The following is a 20,135-nucleotide window of genomic DNA, read 5'->3' on the forward strand; positions in this document are numbered from 1 at the left end:
GAAAACAGACAACGCATTTTGAAGGCGCAAGGTGTCTAGCAATCTAGGGGCACCTCAGTCTGTCTCGGAACGGTGAGGGCGCTAAATAGGAGTGGAGGTCCGTTTTCCGGCAAGCACTGCGCTCAGAGTGGACTTCCGATAATGGGGTCTTTCGGATCTGCCAAATGACCGCATTGGCGTGCAGGAGGCTAGACAGCGCTACAGATGCTAATCACCACGGGTACTCTACCGCTTGAAACTCCCCCTCCGATTCAGAGAACCAGTCAATGTAGTGATCCTCAAGATCCCACTGGGGCAACTCAGTAAACCCGAAGTTGGAGAGCAAACCTATCTGGGTTTGATCGATATAGCCAAGTCCCTGAAGACCGAACTGTGCGACAAGTAGAATAGCGCAAGCCGCCACGGCGTTGAAGGCCTGTTCGAGGCTCGCGCTGTGGAATTCCTGTTCGCGATTGTGTTTCACTCCGTTATACGCTGCGTACCAAAGCAAGTCGGCCGTAGCGGTTTCTTTGTTACCCCAATTCTGGAATGGCGAAAACTGACCAAGCCAACTGTACCGATTGAAGCGTAACTCGTAGTCGTTGAGCTTCATAATCGGAAGCAAGGCTACATAATCTGTTGTGGACTTTCCCTTGCGACCATTGAGGCGCAGGATGCCTTTCCAATGTGCTTCTATTTCTGTGCACGCGAGGATCAGCAGGTTACGTATGTCATGACCGAACGCGCTGTAGTTCTCTTTCGCCGGATGAACAGTTCTGCAAATTGCATCGAGATCTCGGCAAAAAACTTCAAGCTGCCCTACTGCCTCTGCAATGTACCTGTGATCAGCCTCGGTGAGTGGGCACCCGAATGCGGAATCAAAGGCAAACGGGCGAGCGATACGCTGGTAGAATTGTCCTGGAGCGAGCTTTGGCTCGACGAACTGCTCTTTTCGCCATCCAGACTCCGCATTTATGTCCCAAATCTGGCGGTCGGGGGTAGTCGGAAAAGCTTTTGCAGTATGGAGCGGTGTAAGTCCCCAGGTGCCTTCAGCATCAACTTTCCAAAGCTGCGGTCGGTTACCTTCGGCTTTTCGTAAATAGTATATGGGATAGCAGTTCATTAGCTTGCCGTTTCTTATACTTGCCTGAGAAAACGCCCGCTACTTATCAATAGATTTGAGGCGGATTCGCTCAGGTCCGCTAATGGAGACTTCCATTTGCATCAAAATGTCCGGTATGGGCGCGTAGAGGCAGATGCTCCCCCTTTAGGGCACATGTTCTGTCTGAATGAAGCATGCTCCAGAGGGGCAGTGGTTTGAAGTTTTATGTGGAATAAATAGATGCCACAAATTTACTTATGTATGACCGTTGTAATTATCAGTTTAAGAATAAACACCTTGCATATGTGTCAGTCATTTTGACTTGTAGAGATATCGATCTTGTACACTTCTCAGGCCGGGGGGATTTTCGCCGGGAATAGCCATTCGTGAATATAGCCTTCATGCCACGCCAGACTGAGGTGGTGTTTGGTCGCCTCTATCGGCATCAGGCACATGAACAGGTGCCCGGCTAGTTTCAGGCTGAACCACAGGTTCTGGCCAAGGCCGGGGCTGGTACCCATAAGGTGCGTTTCGCGGCGCTCAGTGACACCTTCCCAGAACATGCGTTGCTTGGCCCATTTCAAGGTCAGGCGGTCGCTGGGAATTATGCGGCGGATGGCCATTTCGGCAAACACCCACAGCCGCCAGCCATTGGCGATCATGCGGTTGACCATGATGCGTTCATCGCCGCTCATCAAAAGGTCACCGTGACGCCCCAAAGTCATATCATGGCCACCCACCGCAATAGCGGCATCACGGCGCACCATCAGGTTGGCACCGGTGATCATCGGGTTTTGGGTGCAGTCGCCTTCGCGGGAGGGGTAGGGGTAGATCAGGATGCGCCACGCATCGGTCAGGTGAGATGTGTCGCCATCGAATTCCGGCACGACTGGCCCGCCGATGATGGCGCAGTTTTCCGGCACGTTGTTTACGGCGTGGAATAAGGCCTGAACCCAGTCATCCGAAATCAGCGCGTCGTCGTGAATGAACGCCACCCATTTTCCGCTGGCGCAGGCCAGCGCCAGATTGCGGGCGCGCGATGAGCCTGAGACATCCAGCCTGATCAGCCGCACGCGCGCACTGTTCGATCCCGGCATTTGCGCCGTTTCAATCAATGTCTGGGCGTGTTGGGTGTTTGAACCGCTGTCGATGATCAGCAGTTCATTGCGCTCAGGATCCAGTTGCGGGCGCAGGGCGGTGATCAATTCCGCAGCCTTTTGGGAGCGGTTGTTTGTGGTCACAGCGATCGTGATCAAGGGCTGCCCGGTGCCCACAGGGTTCGCCGCTGTATCGCTGATTAACCGGAAGTTGCCGCCCATCGCTTTTAGTTCCTCGGCGTTTACGCAAAAATCGGTTCGGCATCGGCCGACAGTAGTGGCCAGACGCGATCCTTATCCGAAATCACGCTGACTGGCACCGGCCAGTCGATACCCAATGCCGGATCGTCATAGCGCAAGCCGCCTTCGGCCGATGGCGTATAGGGCGATGACACCAGATAGCTGACCTCGACATCATCGGTCAGGGTCTGAAACGCATGGGCAAAGCCCGGCGGCACATAGAGCTGATGGCGGTTTTCGTCAGTCAGTTCAAAGGTTTCGTGCTTCATGTAGGTCGGCGAACTGCCACGAAGATCGACAATGATGTCCATGATGGCCCCTTTCAGGCAGCGCACCAGCTTGGCCTCGGCGGCATCTGCGCGCTGAAAATGCATCCCGCGCAAGGTGCCCTTGTCCTTGGAAAACGACGTGTTCTGCTGAACATAGCGGGTCACAAGGCCATGGGCCGCAAACTCGGTTTCGCAATAGGTGCGGGCAAAAAAGCCGCGCTCATCACCGCGTTTTTGCAACTCAATCAGCCAGGCGTCTTTGAGCGTGGTCTCATGAAATATCATTGGGCGGCTCCGGCTATAGCCATTTGGGACGCAAACAGGGCTTCCTGCTCGGCATAGAGCTGATCGATCAGGCGGCCCGATGGCAGGTCGAGGTCATCAAAGGTCAGGGCCTGATCTTTTGGAACGGAACGGCGTAAAGTGGCACCCAGAGCCAAACCAATGGGGATCAGGTTTTCGCGGCGGATGACATCGATGTTTTCGGCAACGCCGTAAACCTCATAGCCGCCCAGTTCTTCGACCGTTTCACCGGCTTCGAGGTCTTTTTTGGCCAGGGCGATAACCCCCACAACCGGTCCGGCCTTTGGGGTGAGCACAGGGTCATCAAACAAAACCGCCCGCGCCACGGATGTCGGCACCTCAAAATGGCAGAGGTGGTAGGGGGTGTAGAAACAATAGTAGGGGCCGGTGCCGAGCTTATAGAGATTTAGGTAGTGCTGCTGACGGGCATTGTCGATCGTGCCCAGCACAAACACGCCGGGGCCGGGACGGGCACCGACGACATAATCGACTATGCCTTCGCCACCTTCGGCCAACACGCGGTCAAGGTGCTCCGCAAAGGCGCTAACCGTATCTTCGAGCGGCACCAGCGGCGCGCCGGGATTGCCGCCGGAAAAATCAGGGCCGACCATGCCGCGTCTGGCGACCGTCATGCCGGTGGCATTGGCGACAATGGCCTGCTCAAACGAAATCTTGGTGCCATCGGCAAAGGAGGCGACCATGGCCGGTTTCTGGCCCCACTTTTCGGCAAAGGCCTTTTGGGTCGTCGGGTTACGATAGGGATCGTGCAGGCCCTTGATATTGCCGCACAGGACGGGCTTGACGCCTAGCCCTTCGACAAAGCGCACCAGATTCATCTGCACGCCCGGCTGATCACCGTCCGAGAACGAATAGACGACGCCCTTGGCATCGGCTTTGGTCTTCAGAATCGGGCCCACTGTGCCGTCCAGTTCGGCGTTCATCTGGACAACATGCTTACCGGCCTCAAGGGCGGCGACCACGACATGGGCGGCGTATTCTAGCGATCCGGTCACTTCGACCACGGCATCAATACCGTCAGCGGTCGCGAGCGCAATGGCGTCAGTGGTGGCAACGGGTTTGCCCTCACGGATAAGGGCTTCGATTTCAGCTTTTGTAGAGGCTGTGGTGGGTTCGACACCGGCCTCACGATAGGCGGCAAGGGCCGGGGCGATATTGCGGTTGGCCACACCCGCCAGAACCATGCCGGGGGTGGCGGAAATGATTTTCAGCGCTATGCCGCGGCCCTGAAAACCGGCACCGACTATGGCGACGCGGATGGGATTGTTGTCGGCGTGACGTTTTTTAAGGGCGGTATCGACGATGATCATGCTTAGTCTTTCCACACCTTCCACGGGGCCTTGCCCGACGACCAGATGTTTTCGAGGGTCATCTTGTCGCGCAGAGAATCCATGCTCTGCCAGTAGCCGTGGTGATGATAGCTGGACAGTTGCCCGGCCTCAACGATTCGGTCCATCGGGGCTTCTTCCCACATCTGATGATCGCCATCGATGACACCAAAGATTTCGGGCTCGCACACAAAAAAGCCGCCATTGATCAGGCCGCCGTCATGGGTGCCCTTTTCGCGGAACCCGCGCACCTGGGTGCGGTCGTCCGAGAGGGACAGCGCCCCGAACCGGCCCGGTTGGGTGACGGCAGTGACGGTGCACCAGCGCCCTTGGTTTTTATGGAACTCAAGCAGTTCGGCAATATTTACATCGGCCACGCCGTCGCCGTAAGTCAGGCAGAAGGTTTCATTGCCCAGATGGGCCTGCGCGCGCTTGATGCGGCCCGCGGTCATGGTGTCGGGGCCGGTATCGAGCACGGTGACGCGCCAGTTTTCAGTGCGGGCCTCCAGCCAGTCGACCTTGCCGGTACCCAGATCAATGGTGAAATCGCTGACCATCGACTGATAACGCAGGAAATAGTCGCGGATGAACTCAACCTTATAGCCGCCCAGCACAACAAAATCGTTCAGCCCGTAATGGGCATAGAGCTTCATAATATGCCACATGATCGGCCGACCACCGATTTCGACCATCGGCTTTGGCCGGATGCTGGTTTCTTCGCTCAGACGGGTGCCAAAGCCCCCGGCCAGTAATGCCACTTTTACCACTTTATTCCCTTTGCGGTTTTGTGCATCCCCGGATCGTTAAGGCTTATGGGGTGCGGCTAAGGATGGGAACGCTTATACTTATGAATTATGGACGGCGTATTTCAGGATTGCCACTCCAGCGCCATGTTCAGGCGGTTTTGCGATATGTGCCCCTGAAGGACTTTCAGGCGCATAAGCTCAGAATTGCGGAACTGCGCGTCCTTGAAGTTCATGCGCGTCAGTCCCTCGATCAGGTTTTCGATCGATTGTTTGAGGTTAACCTGCGGCTGATGGTTAGGCGCCAGGGATTTATAAAGGTCAAAACAGACCTGATAGGAGCGGCTGTCGGCCGGGGCATCGAGGTTGATCGAGACCTTTGTGCCGGGCACGGCTTCGGACACGGCCTTGGCCAGATCGCGTACCTGATAATTGCGGTCATTGGAACCGGCATTGATGGCCAGATATTGCCCGCCGTTATCGGCTGAGCGGGTCGCGGCCCAATCGATGGCGCGAGCCATGTCGGCCACATCGATCAGCGGCCGCCAGGGTGAACCGTCGGACAGGACGGTGATTTCGCCTTGCGATAGGGAGCAGGCCACAAAGTCATTGAGCACCAGATCAAGCCGCAGCCGATCCGACATGCCGCACGCCGTGGCAAACCGCAGCGAGGTGATGACCATGTCAGTATCAAGCGCGGACAACTCCCCTTCGGCACCGATCTTGGACTTGGCATAGGCGGTGATCGGGTTGAGCGGGTCGGTCTCAGAGCGCGGGCCACCGGCAGCAATGCCGTAGACGCTACAGCTTGAGGCAAAGACGAAGTTTTTAACCCCGGCCGCAGCGGCGGCCTTGGCGATAGAGACCACGCAGCCCTGATTGATGTCAAAGGTTACGGCCTCAAACTGATTGCCCATCGGATCGTTCGAGATGGCGGCCAGTTCAACCACGGCGTCATAGCCGCTCAGGCGATCTGCCGACAGAGTGCGGACATCGCCGTAAAACTGCTCATCCAGCGCCCGCTCCGGCAAGGTCACGCTGCCGGTCAGGCAATGGGCAAAATAGGCATTGTCAAATCCGTGCAGGATGGCATTGGGATGGGTGGCGCGTAAGTGACGCACTACGGCGGGCCCGACATAGCCCATATTTCCGGCGATTAAAATTTTCATTGGCAGCCGCCCCTTTGCGCCCGATTGGAAATCTATCTTAAAATTGATCGTTTCGTAACACCGATGTGACACGAAACTTCTGATTTATATGCAATGCAATACTCATACCTGACATGAGGCCAAATGCTTCAGAAAAACTTAAATATCAGCCTTAAGAATTGGTATCTGCGTATTTTCCAAACTAAAGCCTTCAGGTCTCAAAACGCATACCCGCCACATGGTCGGCCAAAGCCAGCGCCGACGTCATGCCGGGGCTTTCGATGCCCAGAAGGTTAATCAGGCCGCTGATGCCGTGACTTTGTGGCCCTTCGATGCGGAAATCCGGCATAGGTTGATCGGGCGCGTGTATCTTAGGTCTGATCCCGGCATAGTCGGGAACCAGCGCGCCGTCAGGCAGGCCCGGCCAGTAACGCCTGATGGCGGCGGCAAATACCTCCGCACGGGCGGGATTAACCTTCAGATCCTGATCATGAGCCACCCATTCAACATCAGGCCCGAACCGGACGCGCCCGCTTAAATCAATCGTCGCATGAACCCCAAGACCGGCAGCCTCCGGCATCGGATAAACCAGCCGCTTAAATGGTGCGCGACCTGTCAGCGAAAAGTAATTACCCTTGGCGAAATACTGAGGACAGGGCGGGGCATAGGCGCTCAAATCCTGCAACAGACGCGGGGCACCGTGTCCGGCGGCATTGATCACCCGGCGTGCCCTAAGCGTCATCGGATCGGCCCCGCCGGTCTCAAGCACAAAGCCATTGGCCTCAATCGACCAGTTGACGACCGGGGTGCCGCAGACCAGCGTGCCGCCCGCATTTTCAAAATCCCCCAGCAGGGCCAGCATAAAGCTATGCACATCAATAATGCCGGTGGAGGGCGACAGGTAACCGCCTACGCACGTCACTTCGGGTTCCAGCGCATGGGCTTCATCCGCGGACAAACGGATCAGGTCGTGTACGCAGCTTAAGCGGGCGTTTTCGGCGATGGCTTCCAGTTTTGGCAATTCCGCCTCAGTTGTGGCCACCAGCAGCTTACCGCAGGCGTTAAACTCAATGTTGCGGCTCTGGGCATAGTAATAAAGCTGCGTGCGACCGTCACGGCATAGCTGGGCCTTGAGCGATCCAGGCGGGTAATAGATCCCGGCATGGATAACTTCGCTGTTGCGGGAAGAGGTCTGGGTGCCGAAACTGTCTTCGGCTTCCAGAATGATCGTCTCATGGCCGTTCAGGGCCAGCGCACGCGCCACCGCCAGCCCGATCACGCCCGCGCCAATGACAACTGTGTCGACATGATGCATCAGTTATTCAGCCTGAGCGGTGGCGTCAGCCGACGGCGAGGCCGTGTGGCGCGGCAAAATCTTGGGGAATGGTGCCAGCACAGTGGTGTTGGCTGGCACATCGCTCAAGATGACCGCATTGGGGCCGATGTTGACATCATCGCCGATGGTGACCTTGCCAATGATCATGACGCCGGCTCCGATATCAACCCTATCACCGATGACTGGCGCCGTTTCCTCAACTGGCGTGGCCCGCGTTATGCCGCCTATGCCGAGCGTGGCGCCCTGCCGGATGACACAATCGTCGCCAATGATTGCATATTCATGAATGACGATGCCGTGTTGGTGGCCGATTTCAAAACGGCGGCCGATTTTGCATTTGTAAGAAATTTCAATGCCATAGTGATTGCGAACATGCCGGAACAGTAACAGGTGCAGCAGTGAGGCGGCCATGCGCACGGGCTTTGATGTCCGGCTGCGCGCCCATGTCCCAAACCGGTAAACTGCCAAGGCCCGAAACCCAGGGCGCGTCCAGTCCCGATGATGCTGGTTGAAATCTTCTTTGATCAGTTTACCTAAACCGACCGCTTCAATCAGTGGATTTTCCCAGCGCCGCATGCGTTGCACTACCTTCCACAAACTATCTTTTATAAGCTTATTGAAACAATAGATATCCTGTCTATGGCAAGGCTTATTTGTATCTTTGGTGCTTTTTAGCCAGCTCTGAACATCCAAGGCTTGCTTCAGTGCAAATTTAGCGAAAGCATCCATGGATAAACTTCATCAAACTTACGCGCCATGAAATGCCAGCCTTCCTGCATCTGCAGATAGATATCATGTGTAATGATTTCCGGATTTGCCTTTCCAGGTAGCCAGTGCGCAGATGTGGGGGCGGCGTCTTCGGTTTTTAGATCCAGATTGGCAAATAGGGTCTGGAAAAACATTTCATCGGCAAAAGCAGAGAACGCAAATGCCTGAGTGTACCAGGGGTTCGTTTCGATGAAGTTGAGCATTTTGCCCACCGTGGGACGGCTCAGCAACCACCACGCGGAGCCTGCATAAGGCACCATACCGTGCAAAAGATTGTCCAGATTGCGATGCGGCGAGAACTGACGAAATTGGGCCCGAACCAGTGAGTGCGGGCTTATGAGGGGCAGGTCGCGGAAATGCCATCGATTGAGGCGGTCCAGTGGCTTATGCCACTGCGGCATAGTAAGCACCTGGATAAAGTCTCCGCATGGCCTGCCATCAATATAATTTCGTATATTCCGGTCGCTTTTGAGGGGGAAATCCTGCCCGCTCATAAGGTAAAAATGAGTATTACCAGGATTTTCGTAGGCCTTTTTAAGCAATAACAATGTCGCTTCAATCATACTGAATCCGGACCATCTGACCATAATCTGCGAGTCCAGAAACAGGGATTTATCTATAATTCTATAAAAATCCTCAATATTTGAGCTGCGGTTCACGTGAATATAGATCGACCACATTTCGGAGGCGGACAATCTATCTACCAAAGTTTTGAGAAACTCCGGCTTGTGATGTGCCCTTATAATGGCCGCGATCTTCATGGGAACCATATTGTAAATGGAGTTGATGCCTAACTATATGCCATAGATTTATGCACTTTTTCTAAATGTGGCAATCATGTGTCCGGTAAAAAGCTGATAAAAAGATACCGTTACTATGTTAGAGAGCGTGTCGGCCCGTGGCGGCGCGGGCATGACGTTGGGATGTGAGCGGTGACCAGGTCGAATGGCTCGCTGGAGAAACACGCCTGTCGCGGCACAGTAAAAATACGTGATCAAACATCACAGACTATTTGCCTGTTGTGGATTCGCCTCTATGGTTGATGTGACGTGTAAAATACCAAGGGGATAAACTTGATTAACGTGGACTCTCTGGCAAACCTGCCGACCTATCTCATGTTCCTGGGAACGGGCATTGTCGTCTGGTGTGTAGGCTAGACTGAAGTTTAAGCAATTTGGGCTTTAGGCAAGATGAGCGGAACTTCGCCCGGTCCCCATAGGCGCGCCGCGCCGCGTACACCCGAAGCGTCTCCCCATTTGGCCTGAACCATCTTCGCTGACCAGACGTCGGAAAACACATGCTCAGAAATGACGGCGGGCACATGCTCAAATATCTCAGCTACGTTTGACAGGCCGCCGCCAATGACGATGGCGTCGGGATCGATCATGTTGCATGCCGTCGCCAAAGCGCGCCCGATCCTGTTAATCAACCGGCCAAACGCGTCGCTCGCTGCAGCGTCGCCGGCGCGCGCCCGGTCAATAATCTCCTCTGCGGAGAGTAACTTTCCCGTTTGAGTTTGAAAGTCACGCTGAAGGCCGGTGCCGGATATCCATTGTTCAAGGCAGTTGCGTCTGCCGCAATAACATTCCGGGCCTGGAATTTCGGACGCGTCTGGCCATGGCAGGGGGTTGTGTCCCCACTCGCCGCCAATGCCGTTGGCCCCTTCGACCAGTTTGTTGCCGACAACGACACCGCCGCCACAGCCCGTGCCCAGAATCACGCCAAAGCAGACATTGCTGCCTGCGCCTGCGCCATCGACCGCTTCGGATAGCGCAAAACAATTGGCATCATTGGCCAAACGGACTTCCCGGCCAATCGCGGTCGTCAGATCTTCGCGGAAAGGCCGACCGTTCAGGTACAGCGAATTGGAATTGCGCATCAGGCCGGTCGTGGGTGAAATCGATCCCGGTGTGCCAATGCCCACGGTGCCGGTCTGACCGGTATCGCGTTCAACATGGGCGACCAGATCGCCCACGGCCTTAATGGCATCGTTATAGTTGCCGGGATTTGGTTTGCGGATGCGCAGCAAATAATTCCCAGCGTCGTCGAGTGCCGCAGCTTCGATCTTTGTGCCCCCGAAATCTAGACCAATCTGCATCACCAATAGGGCTCCCAAATACGCGTGAGGCGGGTCAGGGCCTCCAGATAAAAGTAATCCCCCCACAGGCAATACTCATCGACGCCCATGCCCTTGGGCATATGATAGACGCCGTGTTTGAGCAGGCCTGCGCCGTCATCATTGGAGGTGGCGGCATAATGCCGGATAAGGTTTTCAACCATGGCCATCGCTGATCCGCGATAGGCCGCACTATCTGTGTCGGACAAGGGCATGGACTTGCCGAGTTCCAGCAGCCCGCAGGCCGCGATGGCGGCAGCAGATGAGTCACGCTCATGGGGCGGGGCGGTGAACACCAGATCCCAGCAACACACCAGATCGTCTGGCAGGCGGTTCAGGAAATAGTTTGCCAGACGTGCTGAGGTTTCAATCAGGGCCGGTTTGCGGAAATAACGATAGACGAGCGGAAAGCCCGCAATGCCCCAGGCCTGACCGCGCGCCCAGCAAGAATCGTCGGCATAGCCCTGATGGGTGGTGCCGTGGCGTGGCGCGCCGGTCGCGGGGTCCATGTAAAAGGTATGGAAGGTTGAGGCATCAGGCCTGACTATATATTTCAGCGCCTGCTGGATGTGGCTGTCGGCGGCATTGGCAAAGGTCAGGTCGCCGGTCTGTTCCGTCGCCCAGTACAGCAGCGGCAGGTTCAGATTGCAGTCGATGATCATGCGTCCGGCTTCTGCGGGATCGGACAGATTGCCCCACGCCTGAATGACTCCGGCCTTGGGCAGATAACGTGTCAGCAGGAGACGGGCGGCTTCAAGTCCGGCTTCACGGGCAAGGGTTGAGCCGGTCAGCTTGCTGGCTGCGACGCACGACAGCGAATAGAGAAAGCCAAGATCATGGTGATCGACATTGACCTGATCAAAAATGCGCGTGTGGAAGCTTTCGACGTGACGTTCCGCTGCCGTGCGGTATTTTTCATCCCCGGAGAGTTCATAGGCCAGCCAGAGTTGGCCTGTCCAAAAGCCATTGGTCCATTCAGTATTCCCCATGACGCGGTAGACATTGCCCACGGATGAGGGTTCCGGAAACTGATCGCCATAGGCCGCCAAACCCTTATCAATGCGGGCGAGCGCCGCACTGATCGCTTTGTCCAGGAGGGCTTTGTTTGGGGTGGCCTGAAGGTTACGTCTGAGGAGGGGCTCCCGCGCGGGTGCCATAGACGCTGCATCGCTCTGCCGGGGCGTGATAAGGTGGGTGGTCATGATTTTACATCGGGAACGGAATTAAGAACGGGGCTTACGACCGGCGCATCGGGAGAGGCTGTGGTGCTATGTGTCGGGGTATGCTGAGGGTCCGGCGCCAGCGTCCAGATGGAGATTATCCAGCAGATTAATGCGCCAAGGCCAATGATCAGATAGGTATGCTGAAAACCAAACAGGTCATAAAGGCGGCCAACCGGACTGGAAAGAATCGCCAGCCCCAGACTGTGCCCAAAGCTAACGCCGACCATGTAAAGTGTCGATGCGAAGCGCGCTTCAAAATGCGCTGCGATATAGCGGAAAATGGATACGGCCAGAATGGGCAGTTCTATAGAGTGCAGCATCTTCATCGCCGAAATGGCGATCGGGCCTTCGACCAGACCTGAGCCGGTGATGCGAACGATCATTATACCCGCCGCCAGCAACAGGCCGCGTTTGATGCCCGTATAGTTGACAATAAACGGCGCTATGAACAGCATCCCGGCTTCGAGGAAGATTTGGGCAAAGTTCAGACGGCCAAACATGACGCGGCCAATCTCTTCGGTTTCAAACTGCGACGCGTAATAGACCGGAAACTGCTGGTCGAAGACGAGATAAAGATTGGTCACCCCCAGAATAAGTACCATGAACCCCCAGAACTTCGGTAGTTTCAAAACCGCAAGCGAGTCTTTCAGGGTAACGCGCGTGGCTGGGGTGGCTTCCTCAGAAACGGTTTCGTTCTTAAACAGGAACAGAACAGAGATCAGGACTATGGCCAGGGCCGACGCAATCGAGAAATTAATGTGAGGATTGATGTTGAACAGGTTGCCGGAGAAAAATGCAGCACACGCAAAACCCAAGGCACCGAACATACGCACCCGGCTGTATTCAAAACCGTAGTGCCTGCCCATGCGGTCGACATAGGACTCAAGAGCAAAAGACCCGGCCATGAAGGTCAGCGACAGATAGACACCGCCCGTAGCCGCGCCGAGTAACAGATTTTGCCGCAAAAGAGGTTCATAAACAAAGTAGAAGAATGGTCCGCAGCATGCGACCAGAACGGCCAGAAACCAAAGGACGTGTTTCTTGAAACCGATCTTGTCGGAGATAAAACCGTATAGCGGCTGAAACAGCAGGGCCGCGATAAAGTTGGCCCCCAGCACCGTGCCGGTCTGTTCTCCGGTTAAGGACAGTGTCGATTTCAGCCAGTTGGACAGCAGGGAAATGCTCATGGCCTGCGAGGCGAAATAGGCAAACACGAAGGCGCTAAGCGCTATCTGAACTTTCAGCCTGCCGGGACGGTCAAAGGCAGGCGTGCCATTGCCTGATGATACTATAGCCATGTTTTCTACCCTGTTTCTGTCGCCGTCGTGGGCTAACGCTGGCGCTTTTTTGAGCAATTGCGTGTTTTGATTTGTATTTCAGATCAAAAACTATCGATCATATGTTATTTTGCTGATATCGATATCAAAATTAGGCGGGGCTGTACAGGCTAAATATCGACAGAAGTGCCGGGTTCTGAAGTTTTGAGATCATACATAATAATAAGCGGCGAGGATGGAAAATGATGTGGACACGGCGAGGTGCGATGAGCGCAATGGGCGCGGGGGCGGCAATGCCACAACGCGTCTGGGCCGCAATCGGGCAACCGGATTTTTCATATCTTGATCAGCGGCTTCGGCAGCGCGTCGATGCCGGGTACTTTCCGGGCATAGGGTTGCGCATTGGCCGTGGAGAGCAAATCATTCACGAAGCCTATTTCGGTGACGGCGCGCCCGATCAGATCGTCCATGTTGCGTCGGCCGGAAAATGGGTGGCGGTCGCCGTGATGGCCGCTCTGGTGGATTCGGGGGCGTTGCGGTGGACAGATACTGCCCGCACCTTTATTCCCGAACTGTCGGATGTGAAAGGTGAGGCCAGTCTGGCTCAACTCTTGTCCCACACGGCGGGCTATCCTGACTATCAACCTCCCGATGCGCGGCGTGACGATTATCAGACTCTGGAGGAGGCCGTTCGTCAGATGGCATCGCTTCCGTCGGTCGCTCGTCCGGGCGCGCGGTTCCAGTACGGCGGTTTAGCCATGCAGGTGGCAGGGCGAATGGCTGAGCTGGCGACCGGGAAGACGTTCAATGAGTTATTTCTCGAACATATAGCCGCACCACTCGAAATGTCACGGTCAGGGTTTTCGCCCGTATCAGTGGAGCCGGGATTTAACCCCATGTTGGGGGGCGGGTTTTTCACCTCCACGCCGGACTATGGACGTTTTCTGGCCATGCTGTCTCAACGGGGGCGGTATAAGGGACGGCAGGTACTTAACGCAGCCGCCATCAATGTCATGCAAGCCGACCACGTCAAACAGGCGCGCATTGTGAAAGACGACTTTGTTGCGCCAGCCAGAAGTGTTCCGCGTCAGGATATATACGGGCTGGGGCAATGGCGGGAAGAGGTGACACCGAACGGGGAACCGCGCCTGCTGTCGTCTCCCGGCTGGGCCGGAGCCTATGGCTGGATCGACCGGCAAGAGGGGGTGTGGGGCGCCGTAATCGCCAAGGCCAATGTCGATGTGGCGACAGCCGACGGGTACAGCACCTTTTTAGGGGCAACCCTATATGCCCCTATGGTGCGGGACGCATTGCGCGATGCAGTTGACACGGCCACGAAACGCGGTGTGGTCAATGTGCCCGGGGCACACCTTTATTATGAAGAGCGCGGGCGAGGGGCGCCTGTGATCCTCATTCATGGGCATAGTCTCGACCGGCGAATGTGGGACGATCAGTTTAAGGTTTTAGCCCGTCGCTACCGGGTTATTCGCTACGATTTGCGCGGATATGGCCGCTCATCCCTGCCGGATGAAGGTGTGCAATTTCTTCATGCTGACGATCTGCGGGCTCTCATGGATCACTTAGGCATTGCCCGCACCCGTCTGATCGGTTTGTCGCTCGGCGGGTTTATTGCCACCGATTTTCTGGCGCTTAATCCGGAACGCGTGGTTAAGGCGGTCATGGCCGGTGGTGATCTGTTTGATGTGCCGGGCCCGGATGAACCCTGGACCTCTGAAGGCATCGCAAGGCGGCGGTCTGAGATTGCCCAACTGCGCAGAGACGGGCAATGGGCGTTTAAGCGGCGCTGGTATGACGGGCTGGTGGAAAACGCCGGTGCGGGGCGAGACCTTATCCGCCGCCCGTTATGGACTATGATCGACGAATGGCAGATGTGGCAGCCCCTTCATGTGGAACCGCGTCTGGTCTTGGGCCGTTCGGTCAGGCAGCGCCTCAGAGACATCAAACCACAAGCGCCCGTGCTGATCGTGAGGGGAGATCGTGAAACGGCAGGGTTTGCCATTACCGATCTGCTGATTGATTGCCAGATCAAAATCATCGAAAATTGCGGACACCTGTCCAATATGGATCAGCCTGAGCGCTTCAACGCCGCCGTATTGTCATTTCTGGAATGAATTGAAGACCGTCGATTTATTTCGAGATTTCAAATCCCTCAACGTGCGGGCCGATCTTGATATCCCCATCCGTCGGGTTTCGGACCTTGCGTCCGCCGATCGTGAGGTTTTCGATGCGGACGCCTTTGACGGCGGTATCGACCGACAGGCCGGAAATGATTGACGCGCTCGGCATACCCTCACCGGTGAAGGTGATATTGCGCAAGGTGACATTTTCCACGCCGCGTCCCGGCGCTTTGTTATAGCGGGGGCTGTTGCCAGCGACGATATGGATCAGCTTGCCCTCCTCGATACGCTCGACCCTAATGTTGGAAAAGGAGATGTCGCGGATGAGGGTGGAATCGCCGGAGAAAATAGCCATAGCCCCTTCCCAGGGCCCGTCATCTTCGTCGAGGTTGAGCACGTCGATATTGTCGAAAGTGACATTGTGTATGGTGCGCGGGTTTGCATTGTCGCCGAAATGGCCAACATACATAGCGTGGGCAACGTCATTCCAGAACGTCGAGTTCGTCACCTTGATATCATAGGTGTCAAAGGATTCTGATGACGGGGCTGTATCGGTCTTGGTCGCACAGATGGGGCAGTCATTAACCGCATAGACGACCACGGCATCGTCTGAGGTTCTCAGATAGGCCCGATCAACCGCAACATGCTGGGACGTTGAAATGCCGAAACCATCCGACCATTTCCCGGACGTAAAGCCCGTCAGTCCATTGACCTTCACATTGACGGAGTGCCGAATATTGGAGATGCGCGCGGCAGCTTCTTTGTCATCATTGACGACAATCACATCCTCAATCGTGATGTTTTGGGAGCCATCAATCTCAATAGCACGCCCGGAGTTGTAAATCAGGCCGCGTCCCATAATGCGGACATCCTGAACGCCCCTGAGATCAAAATTACCATTCAGGATAGCGCCGCCCTCGAGATAGATAGTCTCACCGGAGCGCGGACGAAATATTTTCCCGCCATCATCAGGGGCGTGGACGCCCGGCCCATAATAGCTGACATTTTCGCCAGCGGGTTTTGGCGGCGGCGGTGCGCCCGCCAGAATGTGCAGATTGTGCAGGCGGTCATCGTCGAATTGCAGCGAAAAGCGCTGTGGCCGGTCTAGCGTAAAGCTGATGATCTTGCCTTTTGTGGTCAGTTTTACGCCGGGCGCACGCGGTAAAACATCAACAGTCTGAAAGCGCCCGTTGTTTTTCTGCACCTCAACTTCGACGGTGCCGGTGAAGTCAAAATAGACCATCGACGCGTCCTGGGGTTCGTCCCAATCTACGCGGATATTGTATTCATAAAGATCCTGCCACTCGCCGCCGGGGGTTCGGACACGCACCGTGTAGGTGTCATTGTGGGCGGCATAGACCATGGGAACCGGCGGCGCTGGGTATGCCCGTAAACTGTCGGCATATGCGTATGGTGCGGCCACCATAAGGCTAAGGCAGATGACTGAGGCAAAATTCAGTTTCATCTTTAGACTCCCGAAGCTCAGTTCTTACCAAGGTAAATAACGGCGGTTGTGCCGGGTAATACGGTCAGCGAAGTTCTGTCGGTGGTCACGATGGTGCCGGAGACAAGGTCTTTAACGGGGGCCGTGCGTGCGGGCAGTTTAAGCTCAAAGCTTTTTTGCGCCGATGCATTGATCGCGACCAGATAAGGCCCGTAGGTCAATTGGTAGTAGTCCGCGCGTCCGGCATAGGGATTGTCTTCGCCCGGTACATATTTTGAACCGTCAGGCAGTTTGGCGACCGGATCTTTTTCACCGGCGGTCCAGACATCCCCATCGTCAGGATATTTAACCGTAAAGCGCGTGCCATTGATGTGGGGATTGTTGGGACGGGTATAGAAGAGACCGCTGGGTTCATATTCCTGCCGGTCCAGAACGACGGTGGCCAGCCGGTCGGTTTGCGGGGTGATGTAATGCACACGACCGACACCGCTGATGCCATAATTGGCGCGCCAGTACAGTGAGGCATAAAAGATGTCGTCGCCATGTTTCACGGCCACAACGCCATTCTCTTCGTCGGTAAAGACGAAATCAGGCTCTCCCTTCGACATGGGCAGCTTAAAGGGTTGCGCGGGCAGAGCGGAGAGGGTTTCAAATTCCTCCACGACATCTATCAGCCCGATCGTGGCGCGCAGCGTCCTGGCCGTCATCATATGGTCTACGCTGGAGAAAAACTGGTTTTCGGCGATCTGCTGCTGAGCATAGGATATCAGCAGGGGATCTTGTGTCGCCACGGCCACCTGAAGCGGGGAGGATTCCCACGACGGTTTTTGCCCGTACATGACATCACCGGGGTAATACATGTCGCGCCAGCCGATGCCGGTTTCCAGTCGCATGGACTTATAGCCCTTCGCATCAGCATGGGGGACGCGGAAATATCCGCGCGCCTGTGCGATTTTCACCAGTTGATCGCGAATCTTGACATCGCCCGGTTGGCCTTTGGCGGGCCGTGTCGCGTCATAAAGGGCGGCAACCCAATCAAGGACTTCGCCGTATCCGCCGACATAGCCTAGCTCTTTGGTCAGCCCCTTAGCGGTGGTTTCAAAATAGTTTTTGGGCACGGAAAACTTCGCATCAGCCTCAGAGGCGGCATAGGTGGGTTCACCCTCATCATTCAGGCTGCCGGTCCATGGTATCAGGCCGACAGATTCGTAAAAGAACGGCAATAGTTTCGCGCGCGCTTCGGCCTTTGGGCTGCCTATGGCGATCAGGCCCTCGTTAGTGTTCCAGATGCCATAGAGGTCCTTGATCATGGACTGGTTGGTGTAGAGCCTGCGGTTCTTTTTGTTCCATTCCCGGCTGTAGACGAACATGGCTTCATAGGCCTTGCGGCGGCTTATGGTTTTGCCGTCAGGCCCGGTGATTAAGACGTCCAGATCCTTTTGGATGAAGGGGCCGGTTATTTTTAGCGCTTCGCCCAGAAGCCCCAGACCAAACCAGCCGGGATTGGGCGTATTCACGTCATTGATAGCTATGTCGGAATTGGTTTTGAACTGATCATAATAGGTGTCCGCACCTTTCAGAATGGCAGTCAGGTGATCGCGGTCATGGTAACCCGTCGTCCATTTCGTCTCAAAGGTTCGGGCCAGAAATGAGATTTCCATTTGATGAGGGGCGCGCCCCTGAAGCGACAGGGTTTTGGAGATCTGATCGTTAATGCGCGATCTGACCCGGTTCATCACCTCCGCGCCGTTTTCCGGATTAACGGACAATGGCATGGGTTTGCCGTCATTGCCCGCAAACTCAATCATTTTATCGGAGTGGACGATAAGCGCGTAAAGGCCGCGCGACGGCTCCGTCATGGGCTTTTGAAACTTGGCGAGCTCAGCGCCGTAGCGCCAGATCGGGCCGGTCGCGCGCATCTGGCAGTCGATCCGTGATTTGCCCTGAGTGAGTGCTGCGGGCAGGGCATGGGTGACATAGTGAAAATGCCCCGGCTTTATTTTGCCGTGGGTGCCCTGATCGAGGATATCAATGTCACTGAGCTGGCGATAACCGACCTGTTTGCCATCGCAATACAGGGTCGTGCGGTTGGTCGAAATATCTGAGCCCCACAGGCGAACGGTCAGGTAATTTTGCTCATTGCCTTTGACCTTAAGGTGAAACGAGGCTGTGCCGCCGCGCCATTCATCAGTGTTCGCAGGCCCGGCTTTTAGCGGCAGAAGACGCCGCGCAGACTGGCCTAAACCGCCCGCAATGATGTCACTGGTGTCAGCCGTCAGACCGTGGGCGGCCTCGGATTTCATGTCGCCAAAGACCAGTATGTCGGTGTGGTCTGCGGCCAGAACCGGCAGGGGGGACGCGCCCAGCAACAAGGTAACGGCTAAGCCTGCGCGGGTCTTTCGCGCCAGTGTGTTTGAAACGGGCATCTTTTGTTTCCTCTCCATTTACCCCGATGAGGCATGGATGATTTTCTGATATCGATATCATAATTGAGGCGGAAATGGCGGGTTGTCAAGCCGGTATATTGGCGCGAAGGGGGCGGTGGTGCCTGTAAATTTTTTATTGATATCGATAACAAATTGATGTAGCTATGCACATGTCAGGATTTGTTTTTTGCCTGACCATAGCCACTTTGACTATGTTTGCGTGTTTCCGGTGGAATCGCCCTCTATTTCTGCCGGCGCCTTTGGATTCCCTCCATAGGCATCCTTCCCTACGACCTTTCAGCGGCCGCGACACATTTGTGTTCCGGTCGCTTTTTTTATTTGATATCGATATCATTATGTGTAGTCTGGCGGGATAAAAAGAATAATCAGAGGAAATGCTGCCGTGGGTATCAACATGATGGCCATTTGCGCCCGCCTTTCAGGGGTGGGCGTATCAGTTGCGGGTCTATGCCTTGCGGGGTCTGTGCTCGCGTCGGCGGATGATTTGCCGCACATGGTGCTTGTGCCGGGCGGGGCGTTTGATATGGGCTCCAAACCCGCAGAACCGGGCCGGGAGGGCGATGAAGCGCCGCGCCACCGCGTAGTCCTGAAACCCTTTTATGTGTCTCAGCATGAGGTCACCGAGTCTCAGTGGAACGCCTGCGTGTCGGCGCAAGCGTGCAAGCCTTTGCGGCAGTCATCGGGCCCGCAATATCCGGCATGGGATTTACGCTGGAAGGAAGCCGAGGCCTATGTAGGGTGGTTGTCTGAAACGACCGGTCTGAAATACCGCTTTCTGACCGAGGCCGAGTGGGAATATGCGGCGCGCGCGGGAACGGATACACTTTACCACACGGGCGATACTATCTCACCCGCGCAGGCCAACTATGCGGCGTCGGGTCTGGGGCGGGTCGGGCCGGTCGGGCAATATAAGCCCAATCACTTCGGGCTTTATGATATGCACGGTAATGTCTGGGAGTGGGTGGCCGACTGTTATCGCGAGTCAGGTTACTATCAGGCCCCGGCGGATGGCCGAGCGGTAGCTGATCCGGACTGTCACATGCATGTTTTGCGCGGTGGTGCGTTCGATACGCGGCCGGAGCAACTGAGAAGTGCTTATCGGTTCCGCGCTCAATTTGGTGGTCCCGGTGTGGGCTTGCGCGTCGCACGGGAGCCGTAA

16 protein-coding genes are annotated in these 20,135 nt (G+C 55.8%); 2 read left to right on the forward strand and 14 right to left on the reverse strand.

What is annotated here, in order from left to right; genetic code table 11:
- Window positions 1–211: 211 nt before the first annotated feature.
- The 12 genes from IE102_RS16935 to IE102_RS16990 form a co-directional block, all read right to left on the reverse strand.
- Window positions 212–1,102, reverse strand: coding sequence for a hypothetical protein (locus tag IE102_RS16935; protein WP_189488958.1), 891 nt, complete (start codon window positions 1,100–1,102; stop codon window positions 212–214).
- Window positions 1,103–1,431: 329 nt separating this feature from the next.
- Window positions 1,432–2,337: a glycosyltransferase family 2 protein gene (locus IE102_RS16940; protein ID WP_189488960.1), complete on the reverse strand. Its 906-nt coding sequence runs from the start codon at window positions 2,335–2,337 to the stop codon at window positions 1,432–1,434.
- 83 nt (window positions 2,338–2,420) lie between these two features.
- Window positions 2,421–2,972 carry a dTDP-4-dehydrorhamnose 3,5-epimerase gene (gene rfbC, locus IE102_RS16945; RefSeq protein WP_189488963.1) on the reverse strand — a complete coding sequence of 184 codons (552 nt, stop codon included), beginning with the start codon at window positions 2,970–2,972 and terminating at the stop codon, window positions 2,421–2,423.
- Window positions 2,969–4,318, reverse strand: a complete 1,350-nt coding sequence (locus IE102_RS16950; protein ID WP_189488965.1) for an NAD(P)H-dependent oxidoreductase — start codon at window positions 4,316–4,318, stop codon at window positions 2,969–2,971. Before IE102_RS16950 ends, rfbC begins: the two co-directional genes overlap by 4 nt.
- A 2-nt stretch (window positions 4,319–4,320) precedes the next feature.
- On the reverse strand, window positions 4,321–5,103 hold the full coding sequence (gene rfbF / locus IE102_RS16955; protein WP_189488967.1) for a glucose-1-phosphate cytidylyltransferase: 783 nt from the start codon (window positions 5,101–5,103) through the stop codon (window positions 4,321–4,323).
- Between the two features lie 101 nt (window positions 5,104–5,204).
- Window positions 5,205–6,248, reverse strand: a complete 1,044-nt coding sequence (locus IE102_RS16960) for an NAD-dependent epimerase/dehydratase family protein (RefSeq protein WP_189488969.1) — start codon at window positions 6,246–6,248, stop codon at window positions 5,205–5,207.
- Window positions 6,249–6,438: 190 nt separating this feature from the next.
- Window positions 6,439–7,542, reverse strand: a complete 1,104-nt coding sequence (locus tag IE102_RS16965; RefSeq protein WP_189488971.1) for an NAD(P)/FAD-dependent oxidoreductase — start codon at window positions 7,540–7,542, stop codon at window positions 6,439–6,441.
- A gap of 3 nt (window positions 7,543–7,545) precedes the next feature.
- The gene (locus IE102_RS16970) at window positions 7,546–8,139 is read right to left on the reverse strand and encodes a serine O-acetyltransferase (RefSeq protein WP_189488972.1); all 594 of its coding nucleotides are present in this window, start codon (window positions 8,137–8,139) and stop codon (window positions 7,546–7,548) included.
- A gap of 125 nt (window positions 8,140–8,264) precedes the next feature.
- On the reverse strand, window positions 8,265–9,092 hold the full coding sequence (locus tag IE102_RS16975) for a beta-1,6-N-acetylglucosaminyltransferase (RefSeq protein ID WP_189488974.1): 828 nt from the start codon (window positions 9,090–9,092) through the stop codon (window positions 8,265–8,267).
- A gap of 404 nt (window positions 9,093–9,496) precedes the next feature.
- Window positions 9,497–10,432: an ROK family protein gene (locus IE102_RS16980; protein ID WP_189488976.1), complete on the reverse strand. Its 936-nt coding sequence runs from the start codon at window positions 10,430–10,432 to the stop codon at window positions 9,497–9,499.
- Window positions 10,429–11,649: a glycoside hydrolase family 88 protein gene (locus IE102_RS16985; RefSeq protein ID WP_229807841.1), complete on the reverse strand. Its 1,221-nt coding sequence runs from the start codon at window positions 11,647–11,649 to the stop codon at window positions 10,429–10,431. The genes IE102_RS16980 and IE102_RS16985 overlap by 4 nt, the downstream gene beginning before the upstream one ends.
- Window positions 11,646–12,968, reverse strand: a complete 1,323-nt coding sequence (locus IE102_RS16990; protein WP_189488978.1) for an oligosaccharide MFS transporter — start codon at window positions 12,966–12,968, stop codon at window positions 11,646–11,648. Before IE102_RS16990 ends, IE102_RS16985 begins: the two co-directional genes overlap by 4 nt.
- A gap of 272 nt (window positions 12,969–13,240) precedes the next feature.
- Here IE102_RS16990 and IE102_RS16995 point away from each other — a divergent pair, with 272 nt between their 5' ends.
- Window positions 13,241–15,079: an alpha/beta fold hydrolase gene (locus tag IE102_RS16995; RefSeq protein WP_229807842.1), complete on the forward strand. Its 1,839-nt coding sequence runs from the start codon at window positions 13,241–13,243 to the stop codon at window positions 15,077–15,079.
- A gap of 16 nt (window positions 15,080–15,095) precedes the next feature.
- On the opposite strand, the gene IE102_RS17000 is transcribed toward IE102_RS16995, so the two are convergent.
- On the reverse strand, window positions 15,096–16,550 hold the full coding sequence (locus IE102_RS17000) for a glycosyl hydrolase family 28 protein (RefSeq protein WP_189488982.1): 1,455 nt from the start codon (window positions 16,548–16,550) through the stop codon (window positions 15,096–15,098).
- Window positions 16,551–16,567: 17 nt separating this feature from the next.
- Window positions 16,568–18,955 carry a hypothetical protein gene (locus IE102_RS17005; RefSeq protein ID WP_189488984.1) on the reverse strand — a complete coding sequence of 796 codons (2,388 nt, stop codon included), beginning with the start codon at window positions 18,953–18,955 and terminating at the stop codon, window positions 16,568–16,570.
- 403 nt (window positions 18,956–19,358) lie between these two features.
- On the opposite strand from IE102_RS17005, the gene IE102_RS17010 reads away from it, so the two are divergent.
- A complete protein-coding gene (locus IE102_RS17010; protein WP_189488986.1) occupies window positions 19,359–20,135 on the forward strand; it encodes a formylglycine-generating enzyme family protein in 777 nt (258 codons plus the stop codon).

It is taken from the genome of Asticcacaulis endophyticus, assembly GCF_014652575.1.
GTDB lineage: Bacteria > Pseudomonadota > Alphaproteobacteria > Caulobacterales > Caulobacteraceae > Asticcacaulis > Asticcacaulis endophyticus.